Source organism: Pseudonocardia hierapolitana (assembly GCF_007994075.1).
GTDB lineage: Bacteria > Actinomycetota > Actinomycetes > Mycobacteriales > Pseudonocardiaceae > Pseudonocardia > Pseudonocardia hierapolitana.
Genome location: NZ_VIWU01000001.1, coordinates 3360762 through 3386962 on the forward strand (window position 1 = coordinate 3360762; position 26201 = coordinate 3386962).

Here is a 26201-nt window from a genome sequence, read left to right on the forward strand (position 1 = left end):
AGGAGGACGGATGATCCACGAGGCAGCGGTGTTCCAGCTCGCCGACGAGGCCGCGGTGCGCGCCTTCACGCTGGTCGGGGCGGAGGACATGGACAGCGTGCTGCCACCGCTGTTCGACATGCCCGGCGCGGACCAGCCCCGTCCGTTGCGCGAAGTGCTCGCGCACGCCGCCTACGACGAGGCCTGGATCCCGGACATGCTCGCCGGGCGAACGATGGACGAGGTCGGCCGGTACGCCTACGACGGCGACCTGCTCGGCGACGACCCGCACGGCAACATCGCCCGCATCGCCGAGCGCGCCCGCTCCGCCGCCGCGCGGGTGACCGACCGCGACGCCGTCGTCCACTGCGGGTACGGCGACGTCGCGGCGTGGGACTACTTCTGGCAGCTCAACGTCGCGCGCACGCTCGCCGCCCACGACATCGCGCGGCACCTGGGCGCCGAGTCGCCGGTCTCGGAGGAACTGGCGCGGGCGATGTGGGAGGGCACCGCTCCTGCCGCGGACATGTGGCGGTCGTTCGGGATCTACCGCACGGAGGTGGAAGTCCCCGACGGCGCGTCCTGGCGTGCGCGCTACCTCGCCCTCACCGGCCGGAACGAGTCGTAACGCCCGCACCGGCGGGAGCGAGCCCCGCCCATGTTCAACTCCACGGCACCTTTCGCCATGCAGCCCGGCGAGGGTCCGGTCCTCGAGACGCCAACGGGCGACGCGATCACGGTGAAGGCCGACACCAGGAGCACCAACGGCTCGCTGACGGTGCTCGAACTGCTGGTCGCACCGAAGTCGGGGCCTGCGCTGCACATCCACGTGCGCGAGGACGAGGTGTGGTGGGTGCTCGAGGGCGACTTCCGGTTTAAGGCAGGTGACACCCTGCTCCGGGCCTCGACCGGCGGCATGGCCTTCGGGCCGCGGGGCCTGCCGCACAACTTCCAGAACGTCGGCGACGCGCCGGGACGGCTGCTGATCGTCACCTCGCCGTCCGGGGTGGAGCGGTTCTTCGAGCAGTTCGCCGCCCTGCCCGGCCCGGTGGACGCCGGCGCGCTGGCCGCCGTCGGACACGCGAACTGGATCGAGTTCATCGGCCCGCCACTCGCGGTGTCCGATCCGCTCTAGGTGCCCACTCGCTTAGGCTCCCGGGCATGGTGGACACGCAGTACGAAGACCTGCTCCGCCACGTGCTCGGCTCGGGCGCCCGCAAGGGGGACCGCACCGGCACGGGCACGCGCTCGATCTTCGGTCACCAGCTGCGCTACCGGCTGTCCGACGGCTTCCCGCTGATCACGACGAAGAAGGTCCACTTCCGCTCGATCGCCTACGAGCTGCTGTGGTTCCTGCGCGGCGACGCGAACGTCACGTGGCTGCAGGAGAACGGCGTCACGATCTGGGACGAGTGGGCGGCGCCGGACGGTGATCTCGGCCCGGTCTACGGCGTGCAGTGGCGGTCGTGGCCGACCCCGGACGGCGGGCACGTCGACCAGGTCAGCGACGTGCTGCGCACGCTGCGCGAGAACCCCGACTCCCGGCGGATGATCGTGTCCGCGTGGAACGTCGCCGACATCCCGCGGATGGCGCTGCCGCCGTGCCACGCGTTCTTCCAGTTCTACGTCGCCGACGGCAAGCTGTCCTGCCAGCTGTACCAGCGCAGCGCGGACCTGTTCCTCGGCGTGCCGTTCAACATCGCGAGCTACGCGCTGCTGACGCACATGATCGCCGAGCAGGTGGGCCTCCGCGTCGGTGACTTCGTCTGGACCGGCGGCGACTGCCACATCTACGACAACCACACCGACCAGGTCCGCACGCAGCTCGCACGCGAGCCGCGGCCGTTCCCCACCCTGAGCCTGAAGCCGGCGGACAGCCTGTTCGACTACACCTACGAGCACATCACGCTCGACGGCTACGACCCGCACCCGGCCATCAAGGCACCGGTGGCGGTGTGATCGGGCTCGTCTGGGCGCAGTCGGCGAACGGCGTCATCGGCCGCGACGGCACGCTGCCGTGGCGCCTGCCGGAGGACATGAAGCACTTCCGCTCCCTGACCGCGGGCGCGGCCGTTCTCATGGGCCGGCGCACGTGGGAGTCGCTGCCACCGCGGTTCCGGCCGCTGCCGGGCAGGCGCAACCTCGTGCTCTCGCGCAGCCCGCAGGAGGGTGTGGAGACGTTCCCCGACCTGCCACAGGCGCTCGCCGCGGTATCCGGGGACGTCTGGGTGACGGGCGGCGCGGCGGTGTACCGGGCGGCGCTGCCGTTCGCGGACCGGATCGTGGTCACCGAGATCCGGGAGGCCTTCGACGGCGACACGTACGCCCCGGACGTGGGGCGGGCGCCGGACTCCGTCGGGGCGTGGCAGGAGTCGTCGACGGGGCTGCATTACCGGTTCCTCACCTGGCACTGAGGCACAGACCTCGTCAAGAAGGCGAGCGGACGCACCACACACACCGAATGCAGAGGGCACACAGCGCCGGCGATGTGTGCAGTCCTGACCAGGTGTGCGCGGTCCGCGCAGTTCTCCCTGCCTCCTGGGTAGTCCCCGGCGCGTCAGTCCGCGCGCTTCCGTAGCGCTTGGAGCTGCCGCTGCACGTCCTCGATGTCCCACCGGGCATGACCCTTTGGGGTCTCCCACGTGGGGGTCAGGGTGCCCTCTGCCCGGTACCGCTGGATCAGGCGTGCCGAGACACCCAGGTAGGCCGCTACCTGGGCTGTGGTCCAGAGCCCTTTAGGGGCCGGTCCGTCGGGCACTGCTTCACGGTAAGCCGCTACAGACCCCGCCAAGGCCGCACAGACGGTCTGTTCAGTCTGTTCAGTTTGTTCGTTCTTGTCGCTATCGTCGCACCCATGGCGTTCTGGATGACCCGCACGGCTGACGGAGGGTTTGCGATGGGTGAGGCGGCAGACGAGGCAGAGGCGAGGCTCGCGATCGCCCGCGAGCAGGGCCGGGCATCCGTCAACTTCAACCAGCGCACCGGCCGCTACCGCTGGACCGTCGTGATGGACGAGGGGAAGACCTCGCACGGGTGGGCCGACACCGAGGATGACGCGTGGTGGTACTGCAAGGAGGCCGTGAACCGACCGTTCCGGGGCGTGCGACGGGTCATGAAGACGCGTCGCGCAGGGATCCCGCCCGCCTAGCTCAGACGGACCTCATGCTGGTGTGCTCGCGCCGGCGAGAGAGGCGCATTGTCTGCCGGGTGCCGGCCCAAGGTTCGGACCGGCTCCGCCGGCCGGGCTTCACGAGCGCCACGCCGGGTGGGTGATCGCACCCTCCGGGAGCGGCCATGCCGTCGTGGTGATGCTCATCCGGGTGTCGTACGGGAACCAGTCGTGCTCGTCGGGTGGGAGCGGCGGCGTGCGCACGAAGCTCCGGTGCAGCAGCGGTTCCCTGCGCCGCTGCAGCGACCGCTCCGCATCCGGGCTGGGATGGCCTCCGCCGGCACCGGCCCGTCGGTGCCGATGTCGATGCGGCCGTCCCAGTTGAGGTGCAGCCCCTCCGCGTCGGAGTAGAAGCGCGGGAACTCCGTTCCCCACTGGGAGTTCGAGCCCCAGCCGTGCGAAAGATCGTTGGTGCGGCGGGGTTCACGCCTGAAGGTGAAGTACAGCGTCGAGGTGGTCGCCGTGACCGGGTCGATGAGGTGCCCCGGCGCACGCACCCGGACACCGGCGCGGGAGAACAGCAGGTCGCCGTACCAGTGGCCGGGCCACAGAACGTCCTCGACGGTCGCCGCCGGCGCGCTTTCGTCCGACACGACGGCGAAGATCTCGTGGTGGAACGGGGAGCAGCGAGCGGTAGACCTGGCGGAAGTATCCGTAGCCGCCTGTCCCGAGCCCCATGCGCCGTCCTCCTCGTCCACCCGGTGTGGAGTGCTCCGTGAGAACGACTTCCCGGACGGGGCGGCGGTTGGGGGCGGCGGCCGTCCGATCAGGCTGCACATGATCAGAAGCCGTGCTCGGCTCTCGCCCCGAGAGGGATTCTGAGCAGGGCAGACACCCTCGTCAGCGGAAGCGGAGGGATTCGAACCCCCGGACGGTTGCCCGTCTCTCGCTTTCAAGGTCTGCGATTTCTCGTTCACCGCCGTCCGGCAGTGAACATGCGCAGGTCGCGGCGGGCCGACCATCACCGGCACACCTCGACGGCGGCCAGCAACTGCAACCACAAGTGCAACCACGACGAGTCGGCCGTTACGCCTGAAGTTGCGGTTTTGCCCAGTCATCAGCGCGGGTCTCTTAGGTTCCAGGCGATGGGTGGTTCCGGCCGGTAGGCGCACCAGGTGCCGGTGCGCCGGGCAGGTGCCGGCCGAGATCCGGGTGGACAGCCGCGAGCCCTCGAACTGCGGCGCGGATGCGCTGGCTGACCGCAGAGCCGACCCGGTCGATGCGGCTGCCGGCGCGGCGGGTGCGGCCAGCCAGCCCGGTAGCCACTGCGGGGGGCGGAAGGGATCTCGTACATGGTTTGAACGCGGGCGATGTCACCGACAGGCGACCGGGAGCCGGGCCGACGTCGGCCGCCAGACTCGCCCGTGACTGCCCTCAAATGCCGCGTCGGCGGCCACGGCGACGGGTACGCCTCCCGACGCGTGAGGCGGAACGCCACGGAGGAGGGAGATCGACGATGATCCGAGACGAGGCGCGGGCGTGGTTGGTGGGGTTCCTCCTCGAGAAGGTCCGCGAGGACGCCTACCCCAGCACAACGCATCTCGATCTCATCGAGCAGTCGATCCCGCACTACATGATTCCCGAGTACCTAGAGGTGCTCATGGACAAGGTCGAGCAGGACCGCTTCCCGAGCGTCCCCATGCTGCGCCGCATACGGTCCGTGTCCGAGTGCCTGCCGCGCCACGACCACGACAACCGTGCGCGTGAGGGGCAGGCGGAGGCACCGCGTGCTGCAGAAGAGGCGCCGGCGTGACCGGCCGCCCGTCGCAGTTGGCGCCCATGGTCGCGCCCGCGCCGGCGCCGCCCCACCAAATTGACCCTTGACCTGGCAACCGCGACGAGCGGGGCAGCCAGCGCGTGGCAGAGCGGCCGAATCGTGAGGAGTCCCCGGAGCGCAGCGAGGCGGCCCCGCAACGGCCAGCAAGAGCCGAAAGCGAGTGCACAACCGGTCCTCCTGGGCCGGCCCGGTGATCGGGAGCCGCGGCAGGCTCCACTACCGAGAGGGCTTCTGGGCAGGGCAAACACTCGGTCTGGCGGAAGCGGAGGGATTCGAACCCCCGGACGGTTGCCCGTCTCTCGCTTTCAAGGCGAGTGCATTCGGCCGCTCTGCCACGCTTCCGTCGATCAGGGTAGCCGCAGATCCACCCATGTCGCGTGGTGGTCGGAGGCGTCGTTGAGGCGGGCGAGCGGGTCGGCGGCCACCGGCCAGAACACGCCGCTACCCCGCACCTCGAGCGGCCGGGACGGGAGGACGTAGTCGACGCGCAGATTGCCCGGGGTCGGGTCGGAGAAGTCGGCGGTGTCCAGGCGGGGGTCGCCGCGGTGGCCGGGGTTGGCCGCCTGCGCGGCTCCGTCGGATGAGGGCGCCGGGTCGATCACGCGGTGAGCGGTGAGGAGCTGGTCGGCCGCACCGGGGAGCGAGTCGCCGTCGAGCGGGTCGGAGTTCTGGTCGCCCATGATCACGAAATGCCCCCCGCCGCCGAGGCCGCCTCGACGGCCGGCGTCGTCGTAGAGCGCCTCGCCTGCCGCGCCCGGCTGGACGTACAGCCGCCAGAACGCGATCTCGTCGGCGTTGCGCAGGCCGTTGCGGTCCTCGGGGCCGTCGAACGTCGGTGGTGTCGGGTGGCTCGCGAGCACGTGCAGGGTGCGGTCGCCGATGCGGACGGGCACGTCCCAGTGCGACTTCGACGACAGCGGGAGCACCGCCTGCTCCTCCGTCGCGTAGAAGTCGCCGGGCAGCCTGCTGCCGGGCAGGTCCTTCCACAGGAACCGCTGGAACGTGCGGACGGCGGCCGTGTCGATCGGGAACCGCGAGAGCACGAGCATCCCGTACTGCCCGGGGAACGCGCCGAAGCCGAGCGCGTCGTTCGGGCCGCCGACGCTGCCGTCGTCGTCGAGGTCGAACCCGCTCGGCACGCCCGTGTTGGACGGCGCGATGAACGCGTGCGGGTAGTCGACGGGTTCGGCGCCGTTCTGGCCGCGTTCGAGGTAGTTGTCGCGGAACAGGTCGACGGCGGCGGGGGCGTGGTCGAACTCGTTGATGAGCAGCACGTCCGGCCGCACCCGCTGCACCACCTCCGCCACCTCGCGGGCCTGCGGGTCGTCCGGGGTGGACAGGTCGGCAACGAGCTCGCCCTCGGCGGCCCGGTTGAGCGAGGCGTTGAACGTCGCCACGCGGAGGTCGGAGGGCGGGGCCGCGGCGGCCGGGGCGGCCACCAGGAACGGGGTGACGAGCGCGAGCGCGGCGGGGAGCACGCGGTGCAGCGGCATGGCGGTCACCCTCACAGGCGAGCGTGAACGAGCGGTGACGACGGATGTGGTGGGATCTGCGCGGGAGGGCAGCATGCGGTTCGACGAGAACGCCCAGCTGGACACGTCTCAGATCGACGACCTGCGCGGGAGCGGTGGTGGAGGCGGCGGGTTAGGCGGGCGCGTCGCGGTCGGCGGTGGCGGACTCGGCGTCGTCGGGCTGATCCTGTACTTCCTGCTCAGCCAGCTCGGCGGTGGTGGTGGCGTCGGGGTCGACCTGGGCGGGCTCGGCGGGCTGGAGCAGGGGCAGTCGGCCGACACGTCGCAGGCGGCCTCCAGCTGCCGCACCGGTGGGGAGGCCAACACGGAGCTGGACTGCGAGGTCGTCGCGGTCGTCAACTCCCTCGACGGGTACTGGAGCGACACCTTCGCCCGGTCCGGCATGACCTACCAGCCGCCGCGCACCAACTTCTTCAGCGGTGGCGTGCGCACCGGCTGCGGCAGCGCGTCGTCGGCGGTCGGGCCGTTCTACTGCCCCGCCGACCAGGAGGTCTACATCGACCTCTCCTTCTTCCAGGAGCTCGAGACGCGCTTCGGGGCCGAGGGCGGGCCGTTCGCGCGGGCGTACGTCATCGCCCACGAGTACGGGCACCACATCCAGGCGCTGCTCGGTACGAGCGAGCGCGTGCGGGCGGGCGAGACCGGTCCGACGTCCGGCTCGGTGCGGCTGGAGCTGCAGGCCGACTGCTACGCCGGGGTGTGGGCGAACCACGCCGAGTCGGTGCCGACCGCGTCCGGGGAGCCCCTGATCGTCGGCGTGACGCGCGACGACGTCGCGGCCGCGCTCGACACGGCGGCCCGGATCGGCGACGACTACATCCAGAGCCAGCTCGGCGGCGGCCGGGTGGACGAGAGCCAGTTCAGCCACGGCAGCTCGGAGCAGCGCGAACGCTGGTACACCACCGGGTACGAGACCGGGGACCCGGCGCGGTGCGACACCTTCTCCCGCGGGGTGGACCTCGGCTGATCAGTCCGCGCCGAGTACCGGGAGGCATCCGGCGACACCCTCGATCCGGAGCGTCCACTCCGGGCGCACGAAGTCCTCGGGCGTGAGCACCAGGCGCACGTCCTCCGCGGGCTCGCCGCGGCGGGCGACCCACATGGAGCCGTCGCGCCGGTAGCCGAGGCGCTCCGAGACCCGGTGCGACGCCGTGTTGTCGGTGAATGCCGCCGAGCGGGCGCGCACGGCGCCCAGGTGGTCGAACGCGAACGCGAGCACGGCCGCGCGCATCTCCGTGCCGTGACCACGGCCCTGGTGGCGCATCCCGATCCAGGAGCCGGTCTCGACCTCCCGGAGGATCCGGAAGTCGGCCCCGGACATCTCCTGCATGCCGATCATGCGGCCCTCGTAGCGCACCAGGAAGTTGATCGACCAGCGCTCCGGGGCGAGCCGGGAGCGCACGCCCCAGTAGTGCTGCAGCACGCGGCGGCCCAGGTCGCGCGGGTCGGCGTCGGTCCACGGGACGAGGAACGGCATCCAGTCCGGCGGGTGCACGCCGCGGTAGGCCTCGTCGACGAGCTCGAGCAGCCCGGCGTCGTCGTCCGGCCGCAGCTCCAGCCGTGGCGTGCGCAGCACGAGGTGACGGAGGGGCCATGGCTCCGGGTGGTCCATGCCGACACCTTGCCGGAGCGGCACGGGAGCGCTCGACCGAATAGCGTCTGCGGCATGCATGCGATCACGGTGCGGGAGCCTGGTGGCCCGGAAGTGCTCGAGTGGACCGAGGTCGCGGATCCGGTGGCGGGTCCGGGCGAGGTTGTCCTCGACGTCGCGGCGAGCGCGGTCAACCGCGCCGACCTGCTGCAGCGGCAGGGCTTCTACCCGCCGCCGCCCGGGGCACCCGACATCATCGGGCTCGAGTGCTCCGGCCGGATCGCCGCGCTCGGTGACGGCGTCGAGGGCTGGCAGGTCGGCGACGAGGTGTGCGCGCTGCTCGCGGGCGGCGGGTACGCGGAGAAGGTGGCCGTGCCGGCGGCGCAGCTGCTGCCCGTCCCGGAGGGCGTCGACCTCGTGACGGCCGCCGGCCTGCCCGAGGTGGCGTGCACGGTGTGGTCGAACATCGTGGCCGCCGGGCGGCTCTCCGCCGGGGAGACGTTCCTCGTGCAGGGTGGGAGCAGCGGGATCGGCACCCACGCGATCCAGGTGGCCAAGGGGCTGGGGGCCCGGGTGGCCGCCACCGCCGGTGCCCCGGACCGCCTGGAGCGCTGCCGCGCGCTCGGCGCCGACATCGTGATCGACTACCACGACGACGTCCCCGCCCGGCTGAAGGAGGCCACCGACGGGCACGGCGCCGACGTCATCCTCGACATCATGGGTGCGAAGGGCCTGGCCGCGAACATCGACGCGCTCGCGCCCGACGGCCGGCTGCTGATCATCGGCCTGCAGGGCGGGACGAAGGGCGAGATCGACCTCAACAAGCTGCTGCGCAAGCGCGGGAGCGTGACGGCCCTGCAGCTGCGCGGCCGCCCCCTGACCGGGCCGAGCGGCAAGGGCGCGATCGTCGCGGGCGTGCGCGAGCAGGTGTGGCCGATGATCGCCGACGGGAGGGTGCGGCCGATCGTGCACGGCACCGTCCCCCTGCCGGATGCCGCCAAGGCACACGCGCAACTCGAGGCGGGCGGTGTGATCGGCAAGATCCTGCTGCCCCTGGCCTGACACAACCTCGCTACCGTGGTGTGGTGAGCCAGCCAACGGAGCAGAACAACGGGGACAGCGGCGACCAGCAGGTCATGGTCATCGGCCCTGACGGGCGGCCGGTCGGCATGGCGCGGGTCCCCCAGTCCGGCGAGGACGCCGAGGAGCAGGGAGTCGGATCCATGGTCGAGCAACCGGCCAAGGTCATGCGGATCGGCACGATGATCAAGCAGTTGCTGGAGGAGGTGCGCGCCGCACCCCTCGACGAGGCCTCCCGCAACCGCCTCCGCGAGATCCACGAGAACTCGATAAAGGAGCTGGAGGACGGCCTCGCGCCCGAGCTGCGCGAGGAGCTGGAGCGGCTCAGCCTCCCCTTCACCGACGACTCCACGCCGTCGGACGCGGAGCTGCGTATCGCGCAGGCGCAGCTGGTCGGCTGGCTGGAGGGGCTGTTCCACGGCATCCAGACCGCGCTCTTCGCCCAGCAGATGGCCGCCCGCCAGCAGCTGGAGCAGATGCGCCGCGGCCTCCCGCCCGGCGCGGTGCCCCAGCCCGGCCAGGAGGGCCCGCTGGGCCGGGGAACGGGCCAGTACCTGTAGCGCTCCCGACCTGCCGTGTCAGCAAAGCCACTTTCAGGGCGCCTGGCGTCCTGAAAGTGGCTTTGCTGACATCCCTCCGCGCCGTTCCGGCCGTCACAACCGCACCGCCCGGGACCGTCGCTCACCCCGCCGGTACCCTCGCCTGGTGGCTCAGACCATGACCACCGGCGACGACCGGGCCGAGGGCGCCACCCCCGCCCGGCCCGTCGTGGTCGACGTCGCCGGCTCACGCACGTGGCGGCGGGCGTTCGGCGACCTGGCGCAGGGGTGGCAGCAGCGCCCCCTGTGGGGCTACCTGGGCTGGCAGGACATCAAGCAGCGCTACCGGCGCTCGGTGCTCGGGCCGCTGTGGGTCAGCATCAGCATGGCGGTCATCGCCACCGCGATGGGCATCCTCTACGGCGCGCTGTTCCAGATGGACCTCCCGACGTTCCTCCCGTACGTCGCCACGGGGCTCCTGATCTGGAACTTCGTGAACGGGTGCATCCTCGAGGGCAGCGAGGTGTTCATCGCCAACGAGGGGCTGATCAAGTTCCTGCCCGCACCGCTGTCCCTGCACGTGTACCGGCTGGTGTGGCGGCAGTCGCTGTTCTTCCTGCACAACGTGGTCGTGTGGGCCGTCCTCATGGTGATCTTCCCGCACCCGCTCGGCTGGTCGCTGCTGCTCGCGCTCCCCGCGTTCGCGCTCCTCGTGATCAACGGGGCCTGGATCGCCGTGCTCACCGGCATCGTCGCCACCCGGTTCCGCGACATCCCGCCGATCATCGCGAGCCTCACGCAGCTGCTGTTCTTCATGACACCGATCGTCTGGCAGTACGACACGCTGCTGCGGAACCCGGCGGTGGCCGAGCGGGCGCGCATCGCCGAGATCAACCCGGTGATGCACTTCGTGGAGATCCTGCGCCAGCCGATGCTGGGCCAGCCGATCGTCTGGCGGCACTGGTACGTCGTCGCCGTGATCACCGTCGTGGGGTGCGCCGCCGCACTCCTGTTCCTCCGCAACTACCGCTCCCGCGTGGCGTACTGGGTCTGAGGGGCGCATGGTCAGCATCGACATCGAGGGCGCCGCCGTCGATTTCCCGATCTTCGACGCGAAGTCGCGTTCGCTGAAGAAGGCCGTGCTCGGCCGCGCGGGCGGGCGCATCGGCACCGAGTCGAAGGTCCCGATCATCGAGGCGCTCCGCGACGTCACGGTGTCGCTGCGCCGCGGCGACCGGGTCGCGCTGGTGGGTCACAACGGCGCGGGCAAGTCCACGCTGCTGCGGCTGATGTCGGGCATCTACGAGCCCACCCGCGGACGCGCGAGCGTCGTCGGCAAGGTGGCGCCGGTGTTCGACCTGGCCGTGGGCATGGACCCGGAGATCTCCGGCTTCGAGAACATCCTCATCCGCGGCCTCTTCCTCGGCATGACCCGCAAGCAGATGGAGCAGCGGGTCGACGACATCGCCGAGTTCACCGAGCTCGGTGACTACCTGTCGATGCCGCTGCGCACCTACTCCACGGGGATGCGGGTGCGTCTCGCGCTCGGCGTGGTCACCAGCATCGACCCGGAGATCCTGCTGCTCGACGAGGGCATCGGCGCGGTCGACGCCGAGTTCCTCGCCAAGGCCCGCGACCGGCTCAACGAGCTCGTGGAGCGGTCCGGCATCCTGGTGTTCGCCTCCCACTCCGACGAGTTCCTCGCCGACCTGTGCGACACCGCGATCTGGATGGACCAGGGCACCATCCGCGAGCACGGCCCGCTGCGCGAGGTGCTCCACCACTACAAGGGACGTGACGTGCTGGCCGAGATAGACGCCCGGTGAATCGGGCCCCGCTTCCCGCTGGTTCTGTCGTCGCGGTGGTGGTCACCCGCCACCGCACCGAGCTGCTCGCGGAGTCGCTGGCCGCGCTCGCGAAGCAGACCCACCCGATCGCTCACCTGATCGTCGTCGACAACGGCCCCGACCAGCCGGCTCAGGCGGTCGTCGAGAGCTGTGACCTGCCTGCCACCTGGATCCCGTCCTGGACGAACCTCGGTGGCGCAGGCGGATTCGCGCTCGGGATGCTGCACGCGCTGGCCATGGGTGCCGACTGGATCTGGCTGGGTGACGACGACGGCTTGCCCGCCGACGAGGCCACCCTCTCCACGCTCATCGACCTCGCCGAGCGCCGCGGCCTCGCCGCCGTGTCCCCGACGGTGGCCGACAAGGACCGGCCCGACCGGCTCGCCTTCCCCGTCCGGCGCGGGCTCACCTGGCACCGTTCCCGCGCGGCGCTCGCCGCCGACGTCAAGCACGGCGCCGACGACGAGCTGCTGCCCGGGATCGCGGCTCTGATGAACGGGGCGCTGTTCCGGGCCTCCACGCTCGACGTCGTCGGCGTGCCGGACCTGCGGCTGTTCGTGCGGGGCGACGAGGTGGAGGTGCACAGGAGACTCGTGCGCTCCGGCCTGCCGTTCGGCACCTCGCTGCGGGCGGCGTACCTGCACCCGGCGGGCTCCGACGACGACAAGCCGATGCTCGGCGGCCGCCTGCACGCCCGCGACCCCGACGACCCGGTCAAGCGCTACTACACCTACCGCAACCGCGGCTTCCTGGTCTCCCAGCCGGGGATGCGCCGCGTCGGGGTGCTGGAGGTGCCCCGGTTCGCCTGGTACTTCCTGGTGACGAAGCGGAGCCCGCGCGAGTTCCTGCAGTGGGTGCGGCTGGTGCGCCAGGGCCGGTCGGAGCGCTTCCGCCGCCCTTGATCAGGTCGGCGTCGGCAGCCAGGCCTCGACGCGCTGGTCGTAGTCGGGAGACGCGCAGACCCCGTAGCGCATCCGCGGCCAGCAAGCGGTCCCGCAGCTCGACTCCGCGCCGGCCCGCGAGATGGTCATAGCAGGTCCGGGCCTCGGTGAGGGTCCTGGCCGCACGATCGGAGCGCAGCGAACGCACCGGCGTCGCCGGTGCCAGCTGCGCCATCGCCTCGAGAACAGCGGCCACCTGCGGCCCCGCCAGCCGGGAATGCTCCTCGGCGGGAGCACTCGAGGTGACGCTCAGCGGCGGAAGACCACCGTGCGGAGCATCACGAAGTTGATGGCCGTGGCGGTGCCCTGCGCGATGACCCAGGCCAGGCTCGTGCGGAACTGGACCTGGGGCAGCACCGCGAGCATCAGGGCGTTCATCCCGATGTTGATCGCGAACGTGGTGCCGTAGAGGAGCACGAAGCCGGCGAAGCGGGCGCTGCCGCCCTTGGTGGCGGTGAACGTGAACCGGCGGTTGAGCAGGTATGCCGTGGTGGTGCCGAGGATGAAGCTGATGGCCTTGGCCAGGTGCACCCATGTGCCGAGTGCGAGCAGGGCGTGGTAGCCGCCGAAGTCGACGATCGCGGAGAGCGCGCCGACCGCGACGAACCGGCCCAGCTGCGCGGCGAGGCCGGGCTGGGCCGGTGCGGGGTGGGTCGCGGTCACCGGTCAAGGGTATCGAGTGGCCGCGGTGCGGGCTGCGAGGACCGCCACCAGGCCGAACGCGGCGATCACCGCTCCGACCGCGGGCGGGCCGGTGACGCCGAGCGGGGTGTCGATCGCGAGCCCGCCGAGGTAGGCGCCGAGCGCGGCGCCGGTGTTCGTCGCCGACCCGCCCGCGGCGGCGGCGAGCAGTGGGGCGCCCGCGGCCTGGTCGATCAGCCGGGTCATGAAGGGCGCAACCATGGCGAACGCCCCCGCCCCGACGACGACCAGCAGGATCGTGGCCACGACCGCCGAGTGCGCCCCGATGGCCAGCCCGGCGAGTCCGGCCCCGAGCACCGCGAGGGCGATGCCGAGCACTCGGAGCTGGGCGCCCCCGAACCTGCCCCCGATGGCGTTGCCGACCAGGAGCCCGATGCCGAACAGGCCGAGCACCGCGGCGATCGCCTGCGGCGGGTAGCCGCTGGCCGACGTCAGCAGCGGCGCGATGTAGGTGTACGCCGCGAAGAGGCCACCGGGCCCGGCCACCCCGATCGCGAGCGTGAGCCACACCTGCCGGTTCCGGAACACCTGGAGCCCGCCCCGCAGGGTGGTGGGCGGGGACGGTGGCGTCGCGGGAACCGCGGCGAGGACCGCCGCCAGCGCCGCGGCCCCCAGCACGGCGACGGCCCAGAACGTTGCCCGCCACCCCGAGAGCTGCCCCACCAGCGCCCCCAGCGGGCTGCCGGCCACGTTGGCCGCCGTGCCACCGGCGAACACGAGGGCGATGGCCCGCGTCCGCAGCGACGGCGCCACCAGGTCGGCGGCGACGACCGACGCGGTGGCGAGGAACGCGCCCTGCCCGAACGCTCCGAGCACCCGGCCCGCCATGAGCAGCCCGTACGTGCCCGCCACGGCGGACAGAACGTTCCCCGCGACGAACACGGCCGCGGCGAACACCAGCAGCCGACCGCGCGGGATCCGGGTGCCCGCCACGACGAACAGCGGTCCGCCGACGACGATGGCCACGGCGTAGCCGGAGATCAGCAGGCCGGCCGTCGAGATGCCGACGCCGAGGTCCGAAGCGATGTCGGGCAGCAGGCCCGCGATCACGAACTCGGCGGTGCACATCACGAACGCGCCGGCGGCGAGCGCCAGCAGGGCGAGGCGCGGGAACGAGCGGGACACCGGCGGGGCGGCGATCGCGACGGCGGTCATGACGCACGCACCGGTGTCAGCGCGGCGGTGATGCGGGCCAGCCGTGTGCCCTGGTGGGCCGCCGCGGCGAGCACCTCCTCGGGCGGCCCTCCGGGCGATGCCACCGTGCTCAGCCCGTACGGGTTGCCGCCCGCGGCGTGGATGAGGTCGTAGTCGACGTAGCCGGTCGGCACGATGACCGAGCCCCAGTGGTGGGCCACGTGGTAGAGCGCGAGGATCGTGGCCTCCTGGCCCCCGTGCACCTCGGCGGTGCTGGTGAAGCCGGTGAACGGCTTGCCCGCAAGGTGGCCTGCCTCCCAGATCCCGCCCGTCCGGTCGATGAACTGCTTGAGCTGGGCGGCCACGTTGCCGAACCGGGTGGGCGTGCCGAAGGCGTAGCCGTCGGCCCAGACCAGGTCCTCGAGCGTGGCCTCCGGGATGTCGGCGGTGGCGTCCAGGTGGGCCCGCCACTCCGGGTCCCGGTCGACCACTCTGCCGGGCGCCGTCTCCGCCACGCGCCGCAAGCGCACGTCGGCGCCTGCGCCGGCCGCACCCTTGGCGAGCGCCTCGGCGATGGCGTGGACGTTGCCGGTTGCGGAGTAGTAGACGACGGCGATGCGCGCGCTGCGCTCGGACATCGGGTTCTCCTCTTCGGGTCGGGGTTCAGCTCACCGCGGCGAGAGCGGGGCGCGCCGCGGTCTGCAGTGCGGAGACGAGGTCGGCGAGGGCGGCGGTGTGGGCGGGGTCGCGGAGCACGTCGGTGCCGGGCTCGAACGCCCGGTCGGCCAGCGGCAACGAGAAGGAGGGCTCCAGGACCTCGCCGCCTGCGATCCGCAGCACCTTGCCGAGGTGCTCGGCCGCCCACGCGCCGCCGTAGTCGCCGGGACCGGCGCTGGTGACGCCGACGACCTTGCCGGTGAGCACCGATTCGCCGTACGGCCGCGACGCCCAGTCGAGCGCGTTCTTCAGCTGGCCCGGGATCGAGCCGTTGTACTCGGGGGTGGAGATCAGCAGCGCGTCGGCGCCTGCGATCGCCGCGCGCATGTCCGCCACGGACGCGGGGGTGTCGTGCTCGCCGTCCTCGTTGAACGGCGGGATGGCGCCCAGGCCGCACCAGAGCTCGACCCACGTGTCGTCACCCGAGACGGCGGCGGCCGCGCGCAGCAGGGAGGTGTTGACCGAGTCGGCGCGGAGGCTGCCGGAGATGGCGAGGATGCGGGTGGCGGGGCGGATGATGTCCATCGGTCTTCCTCTCGGTCCTGTCCGTTCGACGAGACCGACAGTGGGCCCCCGCGCTTACCGATCACTTCCCATCCGCTGACCGCCGGTTACGGTCGTCACCGTGCGATTCGGGGTGCTCGGGCCACTGGAGGTGTGGACCGACGCCGGTGTGCCGGTCGTGGTGCCGGGAGCGAAGGTCCGTGCCCTGCTCGCCGACCTGCTGGTGCACCGCGGCGGCCTGGTCACGGCCGACCGCCTGATCGAGGACCTCTGGGGCGCCGACGCGCCCCGCCGGCCCCTCGGGGCGCTGCAGGTGAAGGTCTCGCAGCTGCGGCGGGCCCTCGACGACGCCGAGCCGGGCGCCCGCGGGCTCGTGGTCTCGCGCGGGCCCGGTTACGTCCTCGACGTGCCGGCCTCGGCGGTGGACGCCGGCCGCTTCGCCGAGCTGGTGGCGGCCGCGCGCGGCATCGAGCGGCAGGCGGCCGTCGCGGAGCACCTGGCCGAGGCGCTCGCGCTGTGGCGGGGGCCTGCGTTCGCCGACGTCGCCGACGAGGATTTCGCCGCGCCTGCGATCGCCGAGCTCGAGGAGCTGCGCCTCGGCGCCGTCGAGCAGCACGCCGAGGCCAGGCTGGAGCTGGGTGAGGTCGACGCCGTGATCGGCGAGCTGAGCACCCTGCTCGACCAGCACCCGCTGCGGGAGAAGCTGCAGGCCACGCGGCTACGCGCGCTGTACCGCGCCGGCCGGCAGGCCGAGGCGCTGCAGCGCTACGACGAGCTGCGCGTCCGGTTCCGCGACGAGCTCGGCCTCGACCCGTCGCCCGAGCTCGTCGAGCTGCACCGGGCGATCCTGACCCAGGAACCCGCGCTGGACGCGCCCGCGCGCGAGGCGGCTGCGCGGACCAACCTGCCCGCCGGGTGGGACGAGCTGGTCGGCCGCGACGGTGATGTCGCCGACCTGCGCGTCGTGCTCGGCACGGCCCGGCTGGTGACGCTGACCGGTCCGGGCGGGGTGGGCAAGACGCGGCTGGCCATCGAGACCGCCCGCCGGCTCGTCGCCGAGATGCGCGACGGCGTGTGGCTGGTCGAGCTGGCCGGGGTCGACGGCCGCCGCGAGCACCCGATCGGCGAGCTCGCGGAGCTCGTGGCCACCGCGCTCGACCTGCGCGACGACCCCGCGACCACGGCGGCGGGGCCGCTCGACCGGATCGCTGACGCCATCGCGGATCGGCAGGTGCTGCTCCTGCTCGACAACTGCGAACAGGTCGTCGAGACCGTCGCCGAGCTGGTCGCCGCGCTGCTGCGGCGGGCACCGGGGCTCCGGGTGCTCGCGACCAGCCGGGAGCCGCTCGGCCTGCGCGGCGAGGTCGTGCGGCCGGTCCCGGCCCTCGCCGTTCCCGCCGAGGCGAGCGATCCCGCCGATGCGGCCGCCGTCCGGCTCTTCGTCGCACGCGCCGCCGCAGTGGCACCGGGGTTCGCGCTCACGCGGGCGAACTCCGCCGTCGTCGCCGCGGTGTGCCGCCGGCTCGACGGGCTCCCGCTCGCCCTCGAGCTGGCCGCGGCCCGCGTGCGCACGCTCGGCCTCGCCGAGCTGGCCGCGCGCCTCGACGACCGGTTCCGCGTGCTCGGCTCCGGCCCCCGGGACGCGCCCCGCCGCCAGCGGACGCTGCGTGCCGTCATGGACTGGAGCTGGGAGCCGCTGTCGGAGCCCGAACGGGCGGTGCTGCGCAGGCTCGCGGTCACCGCGGACGGCTGCACCGCGGGGCTCGCCGAACAGGTGTGCGCTGCCGACCCGGTCGACGGCGTCGACGTGCTCGACCTGCTGGCCCGGCTCGTGGACCGATCGCTGGTGCTGCCGGTCGACAGCGCCGGTCACACCCGGTACCGGCTGCTCGAGACCGTCGCCGCGTACGCCACTGAGCGGTTGCGGGAGGCCGGTGAGGAGGAGGCTGCCCGGTACCGCCACGCGGTGGCGTGCACGGAGCTCGCCGAACGCGCCGCGCCCCGGCTGCGCGGGCCCGACCAGCAGGAATGGCTGTCCCGGCTCGACGCGGAGACGGCGAACATGCGGGTGGCGCTGGACACCGCGGTCGCCCGGCCGGACCCGGCGCTCGCGCTGCGGCTGGTCGGCGCGCTCACCTGGTACTGGTTCGTCAGGGGCCGCCACCGTACCGCGGGCCGTTCGCTGGCGGCGGCGTTGGGAATCGCCGGGCAGGAGCGGTCGGTCGCCCGGGCCGACGCGTGCGCGGCGCTCGCCGCCGTCCGGATCCGGGAGCGAGCCGTCGATGATCCGGCGGGCCACAGCCGCGCGGTACTCGACGAGTACACCGGCCTCGACGCGCCGGGAGCGCTCGCACGCGCGCAGTGGCTGCACGCCCACGTGATGAGCGGGATCGGCGAGCTGGAAGCGGGCGAGCACCTCGCCGAGGCTGCGGTGACGACGTTCCGGGAGCGGGGCGACACCTGGGGTGCGGCCGCGGCGCTGCGCGAGGTGAGCATGTACTCGATGTCCCGCGGCAGGCTGGACGTCGCACGGCGGGCCGGGGAGGAGAGCGCGCGGCTGTTCGACGAGCTCGGTGACCGGTGGGGGCAGGCCAGTGCGGCCGAGGTGCTCGGCAACCTGGACGAGATCGCAGGCGATCAGGAGTCGGCGGCGCGACGCCACCGCGACGGCCTGCGGTGCGCCGAGGAGCTGCAGCTGTGGCCCGCCGTGATCGACCACCTCAGCCGGCTCGGCCGCATCGCCGCGCTCACCGGCGACCCCGCACTCGCCGACGAACGCCACCGCCGCGCGTTCGACCTCGCACGGGAGCAGGGCTACGAGTCCAAGGCCGCCTACGCCCAGCTCGGGCTGGGCATGGTCGCCCGCCGCACCGGCCGCTTCGACGAGGCGCAGGAGCATCTCGCTGCTCTGCACGAGTGGTACCGCACAGCAGGCTACGAACCGGGGAAGGCGATCAGCCTCGCCGAGCTCGGCTTCCTCGCCGAGCAGCGGGGCGATGCGCAGACCGCGCACCGCCTGCACGCCGAAGGGCTCGCCGCGGCGCGCCGGTCCGAAGACCCCCGCGCGGTCGCGCTCGCGCTCGAAGGGCTTGCCGGCGAGCGCGCGCTGAGCGGCGAGCACCGCCACGCCGCCCGCCTGCTCGGCGCCGCGGCGGCCGTCAGGGCAGGAGCCGGCAGGACGGACGCATCGGGCGACCGCGGGGACGTCGACCGGATCGCCGCGGCCGCGCGTGCGGCGCTGGGCGACGCGTTCGACACCGAGTTCGCCCGTGGTGCCGACCTCGACGTCGATACCGTCACCCTGTCGTCCGCGTGAGGCACTGCCGGAGCGAAGCGGAGGCAATTGAACACCGGCAGGATCGGGCGGGTGACGACCACCGGCTCCGCTGTTCGATCCCTCGCCGACGACTACGTCCGCCGGCTCGCCGACCTCGACACCCGGGTGGCGACGTCGCTGGGCATGCATCCAGGCGACGACCGCGTCCCCGACCTGTCCCCCGAGGGTCAGGACGCCACCGACGAGCTGGCCAGGACGACGCTCGCCGCCGTCGCGGCGGCGGAACCGGCCGATGACGACGACCGCCGTTGCGCCCGGCTGCTGCGCGAGCGGCTCGAGGCCCAGCTGGCCGTGAGCGACGCGGGAGAGCACCTCCGCACGGTCCGCAACATCTTCGGGCCGCACGCGCAGGTCCGGCAGCTGTTCGAGCTGATGCCCACGACCACCCCGGACGACTGGGCGGTGGTCGCGCGGCGGATGGGCAAGGTGCCGGAGGCGTTCGGCGGCTACACGGCGGCGCTCACCGAGGGGTCGCGACGCGGGCTGCACGCCGCGCCCCGGCAGGTGGAGACGGTCGTGGGCCAGCTGGACGAGTGGCTCGCCGGGGAGGGCGGCTCGTGGTTCCACTCGTTCGCGGCGAAGGCGCCGGACGGCGTCTCGGCGGCGGTGCGCTCCGAGCTGGTGGGCGCCGCCGACGCGGCCGCCGCAGCCACCGGGTCGCTGCGCGAGTACCTTGCCGGCACCTACCTGCCGGCCACGGCGGGCACCCCCGACGCCGTCGGGCCCGACCGCTACCGGCTCGGTGCCCGCGCCTCGACCGGGGCGGACCTCGACCTCGCCGAGGCATACGCCTGGGGCTGGGAGGAGTACCGGCGGCTCGACGCCGAGATGCGCCGGGAGGCCGGCGCCGTGCTGCCGGGAGCCGGCCTGCGCACCGCGATCCGTCATCTCGACGAGAACGGCCCAGCGGTGGAGGGCGTCGAGGATGTGCGCGCCTGGCTGCAGCAGATGATGGACACCGCGATCACGGAGCTGGACGGCACGCACTTCGACATCGCGCCGCCCGTGCGCGCGGTCGAGGCGATGATCGCGCCGCCCGGCAGCGCCGCGGCCCCGTACTACACGCGGCCGTCACTGGACTTCTCCCGCCCCGGCCGCACCTGGCTGCCGACGATGGGTGAGACCCGGTTCCCGCTGTGGCAGCTGATCAGCACCTGGTACCACGAGGGCGTCCCGGGCCACCACCTGCAGCTTGCCCAGTGGACCTACCTCGCCGATCGCCTCTCGACCTACCAGACGTCGATCGGCGCCGTGTCCGGCAACATCGAGGGGTGGGCGCTCTACGCCGAGCGCCTGATGGACGAGCTGGGGTACCTGACGGTGCCCGGCGCCCGGCTCGGCTACCTCGACGCGCAGCAGATGCGCGCGGTGCGGGTCGTGATCGACATCGGCATGCACCTGCAGCTCCGGGTGCCGGACGGCTCCCCGCTCCACGCCGGCGAGACCTGGACCCCGGAGATCGCGCGCGAGTTCTTCGGTGCGCACTCCGGACGGCCCAGCGCCTTCCTGGACAGCGAGATCGTGCGCTACCTCGGCTGGCCGGGCCAGGCGATCAGCTACAAGCTCGGGGAGCGCGCCTGGCTCGCCGGCCGCGATGCGGCACGGAAGGCCCGCGGTGCCGGCTTCGACCTCAAGGCCTGGCACGCCGCCGCGCTGTCGCTGGGCAGCCTCGGCCTGGACGACCTCACCGACGAGCTCGCGCGGCTCTAGAGACCTGGACCTCGAGCCCGTCCAGGATGAGCTCGAGCCCGAACCGCCACCCGTTGTCCTCCGACCGGCCGGACCGGGTGGCGGCCAGCACGGACGCGTAGTCGGCGTTGCGCCGCGCGAGCTGCTCGCGCAACGAGCCGGAGCCCTTCCCCGGGGTCCACGGCTGCGTGCCGGACACCGTTCCCGACAGCGTGTTGCGCACGTGCGCGCACAGCAGCAGGACGGCGTCCATCTGCTGGGGGCCGGTGAGGCCTGCCTCGGCGAGCACCTCGACCGGACACTCGATCCAGGCGACCTCGCGCGGCCCCATCACCCGGTCCCCGACGGTGGCCTGCGGCAGCCACGGGTGGCGCAACCAGTTCTCGCGCAGCAGCCCCGCCCACTCCTCGATCCGGGCCCGCCAGCCGGTGCCGCTCAGTTGCGGCGGCTCTCCGACCGCGGCCTCGATCGTGACGGCGAGCAGCTGGGCCTTGCCCGACACGTACCGGTACAGCGCCATCTTGGTGACTCCGAACGCGTCGGCCACGCGCTGCATGGACACCGAGTCGAGCCCGTCGGCGTCGGCGATCCGCACGGTCGCGTCCGCGATCGCGGCGATCGAGAGCGACGGCCGCGGCCCGCGGGTCGGTCGGCTCGGTGCGCCCCAGAGCAGCTCGATGACCTGTCCGGTGTCGTCGTCCATCCGTTCTCCGATCCGCTCTTGCCCCCGCGCCGGTCTTGCCGTAAACAGTATCCGCCAGATACTGTTTCTGCGGTACACAGTACCGCATGTCGAGGGGGAATCGACGTGCATGCAGCCTCGGTCACACACGTCCGCTGCGGCGTCGTCGGCTCTGCCGCGAGGTGACAGCCGACCGATCAGTTCCGGGCGGCCGCGCGGTCTCCACACCAGAAACCCCACCTGAGGAGAGAGTTCATGGGATCCATCAAGTCCGGCCTGTTCATCTCGCTCGACGGCGTCATCGAGTCGCCGGAGACCTGGCACTTCGACTACTGGAACGACGAGATGGGAGCCGCCGTCGGCGCGCTGATGGAGGGCAACGACGCGATGCTGCTGGGTCGCAAGACCTACGACGGGTTCGCCGAGTACTGGCCGCAGGCCGACCCGGACGACCCGATGACCAAGCAGATGAACGACTCGCAGAAGTACGTGGTGTCGAACACCCTCACCGAGGCGACCTGGGAGAACTCAACCATCGTCAGCGGTGACGTGAAGGCGGAGCTGACCAGGCTCAAGCAGGACAAGCAGCTCGGTACGACGGGCAGCGCCGTCCTGGTCCAGTGGCTGGTCGAGCAGGGGCTGGTCGACGAGCTGCACCTGCTCGTGCACCCGGTCGTGGTCGGGGAGGGCCAGAAGCTGTTCGCGAACGGGGCGAAGGTGCCGCTGAAGCTCATCTCCGCCACCACGTTCACCACCGGCGTGGTGCACCTGGTCTACGGGCCCGCGACCAGCTGATCGTCGAAGGGACACCAGCCATGTCACTCGCCCGGGTTCACAACTTCGCCATCTCGCTCGACGGCTTCGGCACCGGTGAAGGGCAGAGCCGCGACCTGCATTTCGGTCACGCCGGAGAGCGGCTGCACGAATGGATGTTCGCCACCGGGTGGTGGACGCCCGGCGGCAGCGGCGGCGTCGACGACGCGTTCGTCCGGCGGCACGACGAGGGGATCGGCGCCGAGATCATGGGCGCCGGCAAGTGGGGCCACCCCGGATGGCACGAGGACCCGGAGTGGAAGGGCGCCTGGGGTCCCAACCCGCCGTTCCACACGCCGGTCTTCGTCCTCACCCATCACACGCGCCCGCCGATCGAGATGGAGGGCGGCACGACCTACCACTTCCTCGACGCCTCGCCGGCCGAGGCGCTCGAGGTCGCCCGCGAGGCCGCGGGCGACCGGGACGTGCGGATCGGCGGGGGCCCCACCGTGATCCGCGAGTTCCTCGCGGCCCGGCTCATCGACCACATGCACGTCGCGGTGGTGCCGATCCTGCTCGGCAGGGGCGTGCCGCTGTGGGACGGCCTGGAGGGCCTCGAAAAGGACTACCAGGTCGAGGCCACCGCCTCGCCCAGCGGGGTCACGCACCTGACGTTCACCCGCAAGGGGGCCTGAGATGGGCAGGATCGTGGTCACCGAGTTCATCTCGCTCGACGGCGTCGTCGAGGCCCCGGGCGGTGAGGACTTCAAGTACCCGAACTGGACGTTCGCGTTCGACCGGGGCGACGACGGCGAGCGGTTCAAGGTCGACGAGGCGCTCGGGGCCGAGGCGTTGCTGCTCGGCCGCAGGACCTACGAGGGCTTCGCCGCCGCCTGGCCGGCCTACGAGGGCGAGCTCGCCGACAAGTACAACGGCATGCCCAAGTACGTGGTCTCGCGCACCCTCACCGATCCCTCGTGGAACAACACCCGTGTGCTCGGCGGCGACCTCGTCACGGAGGTGACTGCGCTGAAGGGGGAGGTGGACGGTGAGCTCCAGGTCGCGGGGAGCATCCAGCTCGTGCAGGGGCTCATCGCGAACGACCTGGTCGACGAGATCCACCTCATGACGTTCCCGGTCATCCTCGGCACGGGACGACGGCTGTTCGGGGAGACCCCCGACAAGTCGACGTGGAAGCTGACGGAGTCGAGGACGGTCGGCGAGGGGATCCCGATCACGATCTTCCAGCGGGTGGATCAGAAGTAGCGGCCCGCGATGCGGTAGCGCCGCCGCACCGTCACCGAGCCCATCCCGGCCCGGCCGTGCACCACGAAGTGGGGCACGCCGGGCCGGGGGACGGACGGGACGCTGCTCTTCACCGTGCCCATGCTCGCCACGACGTCGTCGACGTTCGCGGTGGAGTCGTCCGGCACGAGGAGCTTCGCCGACCCGGCGCCCAGGTCGACCTCGATGTCCACCACGGCGTGCGGGATGACCGTGTCGCAGAAGTCGAGCACCACCGAGCCCATCGCGCTCAGCAGACGCAGCCGCGCCGGCACGTCCCACGACCCGCTGCGTTTGATGGTCGACATCCCCGCGCGCAGCACCAGCGGTGGCGCGTCCGACGGCACCGCGAGCGCCGGCCGGTCGACGAACGCGTCGGGGTCCGGCAGGTCGACGAACGGCGGGCGCAGGTCGGACTCGTAGCGCGCCGCGTAGACCATGTCGAGCCGTTCCTCCAGCTCGCTCAGGGTGATGCGGCCCTCGGCGAGCGCCTGGTGCAGCCGCTGGGCCGCCCGCTCGCGGTCCGCGTCGGAGATGCGGAACCCGCGGGACTCGGACGGCGGCTCGCTCACGGCGCGAGCCTAACGGCGCGACGCAGCCGCGACCGGGCTTAGGGAGCGTGCTGAAGAACCACGACCTACTACGCGACGCCAAGGCGGCCACCTCGCTGCGTTGTCGTCGTCGCCGATACAACCCGGTACGGGACTCCTCCTCCGCCTTGCGATGTGGCCACCTGGCCGCCGCTCGCTACGGCCGCGGTTCTTCAGCACGCTCCCAGCGCTACCCTGGCCCGCGATGCCGGAATCGACGAGCTTGCGCGGTTGGGGACGTACCGCGCCCACCACCGCGAAGGTGCTGGTCCCCCGCTCCCCCGACGACGTGTCGGCCGCGATCGAGACCGCAGGCCCGCGCGGCGTCATCGCGCGAGGTCTCGGCCGTTCCTACGGCGACCCGGCGCAGAACGCGGGCGGCACCGTCCTGGACATGACGGGCCTCGCCACGATCCACTCCATCGACGCCGAGACCGGCCTCGCGGACCTGGACGCGGGCGTCAGCCTGGACACCCTCATGCGCGCCGCGCTGCCGCACGGGCTGTGGGTGCCGGTGCTGCCCGGCACCCGGCAGGTCACGATCGGCGGCGCGATCGGCGCCGACATCCACGGCAAGAACCACCACACCAAGGGCAGCTTCGGCAACCACGTCCGCTCGATGGACCTGGTCACGGCCGACGGAACCGTGCGGCACCTCACTCCCGACGGCCCGGATTCCGAGCTGTTCTGGGCCACGGTCGGCGGGATGGGCCTCACCGGCGTGGTCGTGCGCGCCACCGTTGCGCTGCACCGCACCGAGTCGGCGTACTTCGTGGTGGACACCGACCGCACGGCCGACCTCGACGAGCTGATGGGCCTGCTCACCGACGGCTCGGACGACACGTACGGCTACTCGGCCGCCTGGTTCGACACCACCACCACCGGCGCGCAGCTCGGGCGGGCCGTGCTCACCCGCGGCTCGCTCGCGACGGTGGACCAGCTGCCCGCGAAGCTGCGCAGCGAGCCGCTGAAGTTCGACGCGCCGCAGCTGCTGTCGTTCCCCGACGTCTTCCCCAACGGGCTCGCCAACCGCTACACGCTGCGGGCTTTCAGCGAGCTCTGGTACCGCAAGGCACCGAAGCGCCAACGCGGCGCGATCCAGAACATCACGGCCTTCTACCAGGTGCTCGACCTGTTCGGGGACTGGAACCGCGTGTACGGCTCACGCGGCTTCCTGCAGTACCAGTTCCTCGTGCCGTTCGGCGAGGAGCCGACGTTCCGCCGGATCGTCGAGAAGATCGCCGCGTCGCCGCACGCGTCCGGGCTCAACGTGCTCAAGCGGTTCGGGGCGGGCAACCAGGCGCCGTTGTCGTTCCCCCAGCCGGGCTGGACGATCACGGTCGACTTCCCGATCGCCCGCGGCCTGCACCAGCTGTGCGAGGAGCTGGACGAGCTGGTGCTCGGCGCGGGTGGGCGGTTCTACCTGGCGAAGGAGTCGCGGGTGAGCGCGGCGAAGTTCCGCAGCGGCTACCCGCGCTTCGACGAGTGGCGCAAGGTGCGCGACGCCGCAGATCCCGAAGGGGTCTTCGCCTCCGACATGTCCCGCAGACTGGAGCTGACCAAGTGATCGACAGCTGGAGCGCACCGACATGATCGATGCCGTGGGCAACCCGCAGAGCATCCTGCTGCTCGGCGGCACCTCCGAGATCGGCCTGGCGGTCGTCGAGGGGTTCGCGAGCGACCGGCCGCTGCGGGTGGTGCTCGCCGCCCGCCCGTCGGAGCGGCTCGACGCCGCCCGCGCCCGGCTGGAGGCGCGCGGCTGCGCCGTGGAGCTCCTCCCGTTCGACGCCGAGGCCCTCGACAGCCACGCCGAGGTGGTGCGCAAGGCCTTCACCGGCGGCGACATCGACGTGGCGGTCGTGGCGTTCGGCCTGCTCGGCGACAACGAGCAGGCCTGGACCGATGTCTCGGCAGCCGTGCGGCTCGCCCAGGTGAACTACACGGCGGCGGTGTCGGTCGGCGTCGTGCTCGCCGAGCGGATGCGCGAGCAGGGCCACGGGTCGATCGTGGCGTTCTCGTCGGTGGCAGGCGAGCGCGCCCGCCGTTCCAACTTCGTGTACGGCTCCACGAAGGCCGGGCTGGACGCGTTCTACTCCGGGCTCACCGAGGCGCTGCGTCCCCACGGGGTGACCGTCACGGTGGTGCGCCCCGGTTTCGTGCACACCCGGATGACCGAGGGGAGGCGGCCCGCGCCGCTGTCCACCACCCCCGAGGCCGTCGCCGCGATCACCGTCGACGCCGTCCGCAGGCATCGCGAGCTGGTCTGGGCTCCCGCGCCGCTGCGTCTCCTGATGAGCGTGCTGCGGCACCTGCCGCGTTCGGTGTTCCGGCGGCTTCCCGCCTGACTCGGATGT

At 72.4% G+C, this 26201-nt stretch carries 30 protein-coding genes and 1 tRNA gene; 19 read left to right on the plus strand and 12 right to left on the minus strand.

What is annotated here, in order from left to right; genetic code table 11:
• The first annotated feature begins 10 nt into the window (after positions 1–10).
• From FHX44_RS16035 to FHX44_RS16050, 4 genes are read left to right on the plus strand one after another with little or no spacing between them, the layout of a single operon-like run.
• Entirely contained in the window at positions 11–607 is a 597-nt protein-coding gene (locus FHX44_RS16035; protein ID WP_147256530.1) for a DinB family protein, read from the plus strand.
• Between the two features lie 30 nt (positions 608–637).
• Positions 638–1114, plus strand: a complete 477-nt coding sequence (locus tag FHX44_RS16040) for a cupin domain-containing protein (protein WP_147256531.1) — start codon at positions 638–640, stop codon at positions 1112–1114.
• Between the two features lie 26 nt (positions 1115–1140).
• Positions 1141–1938 (plus strand): thymidylate synthase, encoded by a 798-nt coding sequence (locus FHX44_RS16045; protein WP_147256532.1) that lies wholly within the window; start codon positions 1141–1143, stop codon positions 1936–1938.
• Positions 1935–2393 carry a dihydrofolate reductase gene (locus tag FHX44_RS16050; protein WP_147256533.1) on the plus strand — a complete coding sequence of 153 codons (459 nt, stop codon included), beginning with the start codon at positions 1935–1937 and terminating at the stop codon, positions 2391–2393. The genes FHX44_RS16045 and FHX44_RS16050 overlap by 4 nt, the downstream gene beginning before the upstream one ends.
• Before the next feature lie 143 nt (positions 2394–2536).
• Here FHX44_RS16050 and FHX44_RS44235 read toward each other — a convergent pair whose 3' ends face one another.
• Positions 2537–2737 carry a MerR family transcriptional regulator gene (locus FHX44_RS44235; protein WP_147256534.1) on the minus strand — a complete coding sequence of 67 codons (201 nt, stop codon included), beginning with the start codon at positions 2735–2737 and terminating at the stop codon, positions 2537–2539.
• A gap of 138 nt (positions 2738–2875) precedes the next feature.
• On the opposite strand from FHX44_RS44235, the gene FHX44_RS16060 reads away from it, so the two are divergent.
• Positions 2876–3127 carry a hypothetical protein gene (locus tag FHX44_RS16060; RefSeq protein WP_147256535.1) on the plus strand — a complete coding sequence of 84 codons (252 nt, stop codon included), beginning with the start codon at positions 2876–2878 and terminating at the stop codon, positions 3125–3127.
• Positions 3128–3291: 164 nt separating this feature from the next.
• On the opposite strand, the gene FHX44_RS16065 is transcribed toward FHX44_RS16060, so the two are convergent.
• Entirely contained in the window at positions 3292–3846 is a 555-nt protein-coding gene (locus tag FHX44_RS16065; protein WP_147256536.1) for a hypothetical protein, read from the minus strand.
• A 758-nt stretch (positions 3847–4604) separates the two neighbouring features.
• Between FHX44_RS16065 and FHX44_RS16070 the strand changes: the two genes are divergently transcribed.
• Positions 4605–4901 carry a hypothetical protein gene (locus FHX44_RS16070; protein ID WP_147256537.1) on the plus strand — a complete coding sequence of 99 codons (297 nt, stop codon included), beginning with the start codon at positions 4605–4607 and terminating at the stop codon, positions 4899–4901.
• A gap of 278 nt (positions 4902–5179) precedes the next feature.
• Here the strand turns inward: FHX44_RS16070 and FHX44_RS16075 are convergent.
• Both FHX44_RS16075 and FHX44_RS16080 read right to left on the minus strand, forming a co-directional pair.
• A tRNA-Ser gene (locus FHX44_RS16075) sits at positions 5180–5267 on the minus strand.
• 5 nt (positions 5268–5272) lie between these two features.
• Positions 5273–6418: an endonuclease/exonuclease/phosphatase family protein gene (locus FHX44_RS16080; protein ID WP_147261224.1), complete on the minus strand. Its 1146-nt coding sequence runs from the start codon at positions 6416–6418 to the stop codon at positions 5273–5275.
• Positions 6419–6491: 73 nt separating this feature from the next.
• Between FHX44_RS16080 and ypfJ the strand changes: the two genes are divergently transcribed.
• Positions 6492–7424, plus strand: a complete 933-nt coding sequence (gene ypfJ, locus FHX44_RS16085) for a KPN_02809 family neutral zinc metallopeptidase (RefSeq protein ID WP_147256538.1) — start codon at positions 6492–6494, stop codon at positions 7422–7424.
• Here the strand turns inward: ypfJ and FHX44_RS16090 are convergent, their stop codons facing one another.
• A complete protein-coding gene (locus tag FHX44_RS16090; RefSeq protein ID WP_147256539.1) occupies positions 7425–8069 on the minus strand; it encodes a GNAT family N-acetyltransferase in 645 nt (214 codons plus the stop codon).
• A 54-nt stretch (positions 8070–8123) separates the two neighbouring features.
• On the opposite strand from FHX44_RS16090, the gene FHX44_RS16095 reads away from it, so the two are divergent.
• From FHX44_RS16095 to glfT1, 5 genes are all read left to right on the plus strand, one after another.
• Entirely contained in the window at positions 8124–9110 is a 987-nt protein-coding gene (locus tag FHX44_RS16095) for an NAD(P)H-quinone oxidoreductase (protein WP_147256540.1), read from the plus strand.
• Between the two features lie 74 nt (positions 9111–9184).
• Positions 9185–9688: a bacterial proteasome activator family protein gene (locus tag FHX44_RS16100; protein WP_147261225.1), complete on the plus strand. Its 504-nt coding sequence runs from the start codon at positions 9185–9187 to the stop codon at positions 9686–9688.
• A gap of 145 nt (positions 9689–9833) precedes the next feature.
• On the plus strand, positions 9834–10721 hold the full coding sequence (gene wzm / locus FHX44_RS16105; protein WP_342792640.1) for a galactan export ABC transporter permease subunit Wzm/RfbD: 888 nt from the start codon (positions 9834–9836) through the stop codon (positions 10719–10721).
• A 7-nt stretch (positions 10722–10728) separates the two neighbouring features.
• On the plus strand, positions 10729–11493 hold the full coding sequence (gene wzt / locus FHX44_RS16110; protein WP_147256541.1) for a galactan export ABC transporter ATP-binding subunit Wzt/RfbE: 765 nt from the start codon (positions 10729–10731) through the stop codon (positions 11491–11493).
• A 35-nt stretch (positions 11494–11528) separates the two neighbouring features.
• Positions 11529–12416, plus strand: coding sequence for a galactofuranosyltransferase GlfT1 (gene glfT1, locus FHX44_RS16115; protein ID WP_425469132.1), 888 nt, complete (start codon positions 11529–11531; stop codon positions 12414–12416).
• On the opposite strand, the gene FHX44_RS43860 is transcribed toward glfT1, so the two are convergent.
• From FHX44_RS43860 to FHX44_RS16135, 5 genes are all read right to left on the minus strand, one after another.
• Positions 12417–12545 (minus strand): hypothetical protein, encoded by a 129-nt coding sequence (locus tag FHX44_RS43860; RefSeq protein ID WP_281287897.1) that lies wholly within the window; start codon positions 12543–12545, stop codon positions 12417–12419.
• Positions 12546–12704: 159 nt separating this feature from the next.
• Positions 12705–13118 (minus strand): GtrA family protein, encoded by a 414-nt coding sequence (locus FHX44_RS16120; RefSeq protein WP_147256543.1) that lies wholly within the window; start codon positions 13116–13118, stop codon positions 12705–12707.
• 3 nt (positions 13119–13121) lie between these two features.
• On the minus strand, positions 13122–14312 hold the full coding sequence (locus FHX44_RS16125) for an MFS transporter (RefSeq protein ID WP_147256544.1): 1191 nt from the start codon (positions 14310–14312) through the stop codon (positions 13122–13124).
• Positions 14309–14929 carry an NAD(P)H:quinone oxidoreductase gene (gene wrbA / locus FHX44_RS16130; RefSeq protein WP_147256545.1) on the minus strand — a complete coding sequence of 207 codons (621 nt, stop codon included), beginning with the start codon at positions 14927–14929 and terminating at the stop codon, positions 14309–14311. The genes FHX44_RS16125 and wrbA overlap by 4 nt, the downstream gene beginning before the upstream one ends.
• 25 nt (positions 14930–14954) lie before the next feature.
• Complete coding sequence (locus FHX44_RS16135; RefSeq protein ID WP_147256546.1) at positions 14955–15533, minus strand: NADPH-dependent FMN reductase; 579 nt, start codon at positions 15531–15533, stop codon at positions 14955–14957.
• A 100-nt stretch (positions 15534–15633) separates the two neighbouring features.
• Between FHX44_RS16135 and FHX44_RS16140 the strand changes: the two genes are divergently transcribed.
• Positions 15634–18828, plus strand: coding sequence for an AfsR/SARP family transcriptional regulator (locus FHX44_RS16140; protein WP_147256547.1), 3195 nt, complete (start codon positions 15634–15636; stop codon positions 18826–18828).
• A 51-nt stretch (positions 18829–18879) separates the two neighbouring features.
• On the plus strand, positions 18880–20559 hold the full coding sequence (locus tag FHX44_RS16145; protein ID WP_246170407.1) for a DUF885 domain-containing protein: 1680 nt from the start codon (positions 18880–18882) through the stop codon (positions 20557–20559).
• Here FHX44_RS16145 and FHX44_RS16150 read toward each other — a convergent pair.
• Positions 20534–21241, minus strand: coding sequence for a TetR/AcrR family transcriptional regulator (locus tag FHX44_RS16150; RefSeq protein ID WP_170308931.1), 708 nt, complete (start codon positions 21239–21241; stop codon positions 20534–20536). The two genes, FHX44_RS16145 and FHX44_RS16150, sit on opposite strands and share 26 nt — an antisense overlap.
• Before the next feature lie 234 nt (positions 21242–21475).
• Here FHX44_RS16150 and FHX44_RS16155 point away from each other — a divergent pair, with 234 nt between their 5' ends.
• The 3 genes from FHX44_RS16155 to FHX44_RS16165 are packed head-to-tail and all read left to right on the plus strand — an operon-like array spanning position 21476 to position 23239.
• Entirely contained in the window at positions 21476–22015 is a 540-nt protein-coding gene (locus FHX44_RS16155) for a dihydrofolate reductase family protein (RefSeq protein WP_147256549.1), read from the plus strand.
• 20 nt (positions 22016–22035) lie between these two features.
• Positions 22036–22668 carry a dihydrofolate reductase family protein gene (locus tag FHX44_RS16160; protein WP_147256550.1) on the plus strand — a complete coding sequence of 211 codons (633 nt, stop codon included), beginning with the start codon at positions 22036–22038 and terminating at the stop codon, positions 22666–22668.
• Position 22669: 1 nt separating this feature from the next.
• On the plus strand, positions 22670–23239 hold the full coding sequence (locus FHX44_RS16165) for a dihydrofolate reductase family protein (protein WP_147256551.1): 570 nt from the start codon (positions 22670–22672) through the stop codon (positions 23237–23239).
• Here the strand turns inward: FHX44_RS16165 and FHX44_RS16170 are convergent.
• A complete protein-coding gene (locus FHX44_RS16170; protein ID WP_147256552.1) occupies positions 23230–23829 on the minus strand; it encodes a DUF1707 SHOCT-like domain-containing protein in 600 nt (199 codons plus the stop codon). The two genes, FHX44_RS16165 and FHX44_RS16170, sit on opposite strands and share 10 nt — an antisense overlap.
• A 223-nt stretch (positions 23830–24052) precedes the next feature.
• Between FHX44_RS16170 and dprE1 the strand changes: the two genes are divergently transcribed.
• A complete protein-coding gene (gene dprE1 / locus FHX44_RS16175; RefSeq protein ID WP_147256553.1) occupies positions 24053–25414 on the plus strand; it encodes a decaprenylphosphoryl-beta-D-ribose oxidase in 1362 nt (453 codons plus the stop codon).
• Positions 25415–25436: 22 nt separating this feature from the next.
• Positions 25437–26192: a decaprenylphospho-beta-D-erythro-pentofuranosid-2-ulose 2-reductase gene (gene dprE2 / locus FHX44_RS16180; protein ID WP_147256554.1), complete on the plus strand. Its 756-nt coding sequence runs from the start codon at positions 25437–25439 to the stop codon at positions 26190–26192.
• Positions 26193–26201: the final 9 nt, after the last annotated feature.

Excerpts from the sequence above, each read along its gene's own strand:
- wrbA (WP_147256545.1), bottom strand. The coding sequence starts at position 14,929 with ATGTCCGAGCGCAGCGCGCGCATCGCCGTCGTCTACTACTCCGCAACC.
- FHX44_RS43860 (WP_281287897.1), bottom strand. The coding sequence starts at position 12,545 with ATGACCATCTCGCGGGCCGGCGCGGAGTCGAGCTGCGGGACCGCTTGC.
- FHX44_RS16095 (WP_147256540.1), top strand. The coding sequence starts at position 8,124 with ATGCATGCGATCACGGTGCGGGAGCCTGGTGGCCCGGAAGTGCTCGAG.
- dprE2 (WP_147256554.1), top strand. The coding sequence starts at position 25,437 with ATGATCGATGCCGTGGGCAACCCGCAGAGCATCCTGCTGCTCGGCGGC.
- FHX44_RS16070 (WP_147256537.1), top strand. The coding sequence starts at position 4,605 with ATGATCCGAGACGAGGCGCGGGCGTGGTTGGTGGGGTTCCTCCTCGAG.
- FHX44_RS16060 (WP_147256535.1), top strand. The coding sequence starts at position 2,876 with ATGGGTGAGGCGGCAGACGAGGCAGAGGCGAGGCTCGCGATCGCCCGC.
- FHX44_RS16160 (WP_147256550.1), top strand. The coding sequence starts at position 22,036 with ATGTCACTCGCCCGGGTTCACAACTTCGCCATCTCGCTCGACGGCTTC.
- FHX44_RS16040 (WP_147256531.1), top strand. The coding sequence starts at position 638 with ATGTTCAACTCCACGGCACCTTTCGCCATGCAGCCCGGCGAGGGTCCG.
- FHX44_RS16035 (WP_147256530.1), top strand. The coding sequence starts at position 11 with ATGATCCACGAGGCAGCGGTGTTCCAGCTCGCCGACGAGGCCGCGGTG.
- FHX44_RS16090 (WP_147256539.1), bottom strand. The coding sequence starts at position 8,069 with ATGGACCACCCGGAGCCATGGCCCCTCCGTCACCTCGTGCTGCGCACG.
- dprE1 (WP_147256553.1), top strand. The coding sequence starts at position 24,053 with ATGCCGGAATCGACGAGCTTGCGCGGTTGGGGACGTACCGCGCCCACC.
- FHX44_RS16155 (WP_147256549.1), top strand. The coding sequence starts at position 21,476 with ATGGGATCCATCAAGTCCGGCCTGTTCATCTCGCTCGACGGCGTCATC.
- FHX44_RS16165 (WP_147256551.1), top strand. The coding sequence starts at position 22,670 with ATGGGCAGGATCGTGGTCACCGAGTTCATCTCGCTCGACGGCGTCGTC.
- FHX44_RS16125 (WP_147256544.1), bottom strand. The coding sequence starts at position 14,312 with ATGACCGCCGTCGCGATCGCCGCCCCGCCGGTGTCCCGCTCGTTCCCG.
- FHX44_RS16100 (WP_147261225.1), top strand. The coding sequence starts at position 9,185 with ATGGTCATCGGCCCTGACGGGCGGCCGGTCGGCATGGCGCGGGTCCCC.
- FHX44_RS16150 (WP_170308931.1), bottom strand. The coding sequence starts at position 21,241 with ATGGACGACGACACCGGACAGGTCATCGAGCTGCTCTGGGGCGCACCG.
- FHX44_RS16045 (WP_147256532.1), top strand. The coding sequence starts at position 1,141 with ATGGTGGACACGCAGTACGAAGACCTGCTCCGCCACGTGCTCGGCTCG.
- FHX44_RS16080 (WP_147261224.1), bottom strand. The coding sequence starts at position 6,418 with ATGCCGCTGCACCGCGTGCTCCCCGCCGCGCTCGCGCTCGTCACCCCG.
- FHX44_RS16135 (WP_147256546.1), bottom strand. The coding sequence starts at position 15,533 with ATGGACATCATCCGCCCCGCCACCCGCATCCTCGCCATCTCCGGCAGC.
- ypfJ (WP_147256538.1), top strand. The coding sequence starts at position 6,492 with ATGCGGTTCGACGAGAACGCCCAGCTGGACACGTCTCAGATCGACGAC.
- wzt (WP_147256541.1), top strand. The coding sequence starts at position 10,729 with ATGGTCAGCATCGACATCGAGGGCGCCGCCGTCGATTTCCCGATCTTC.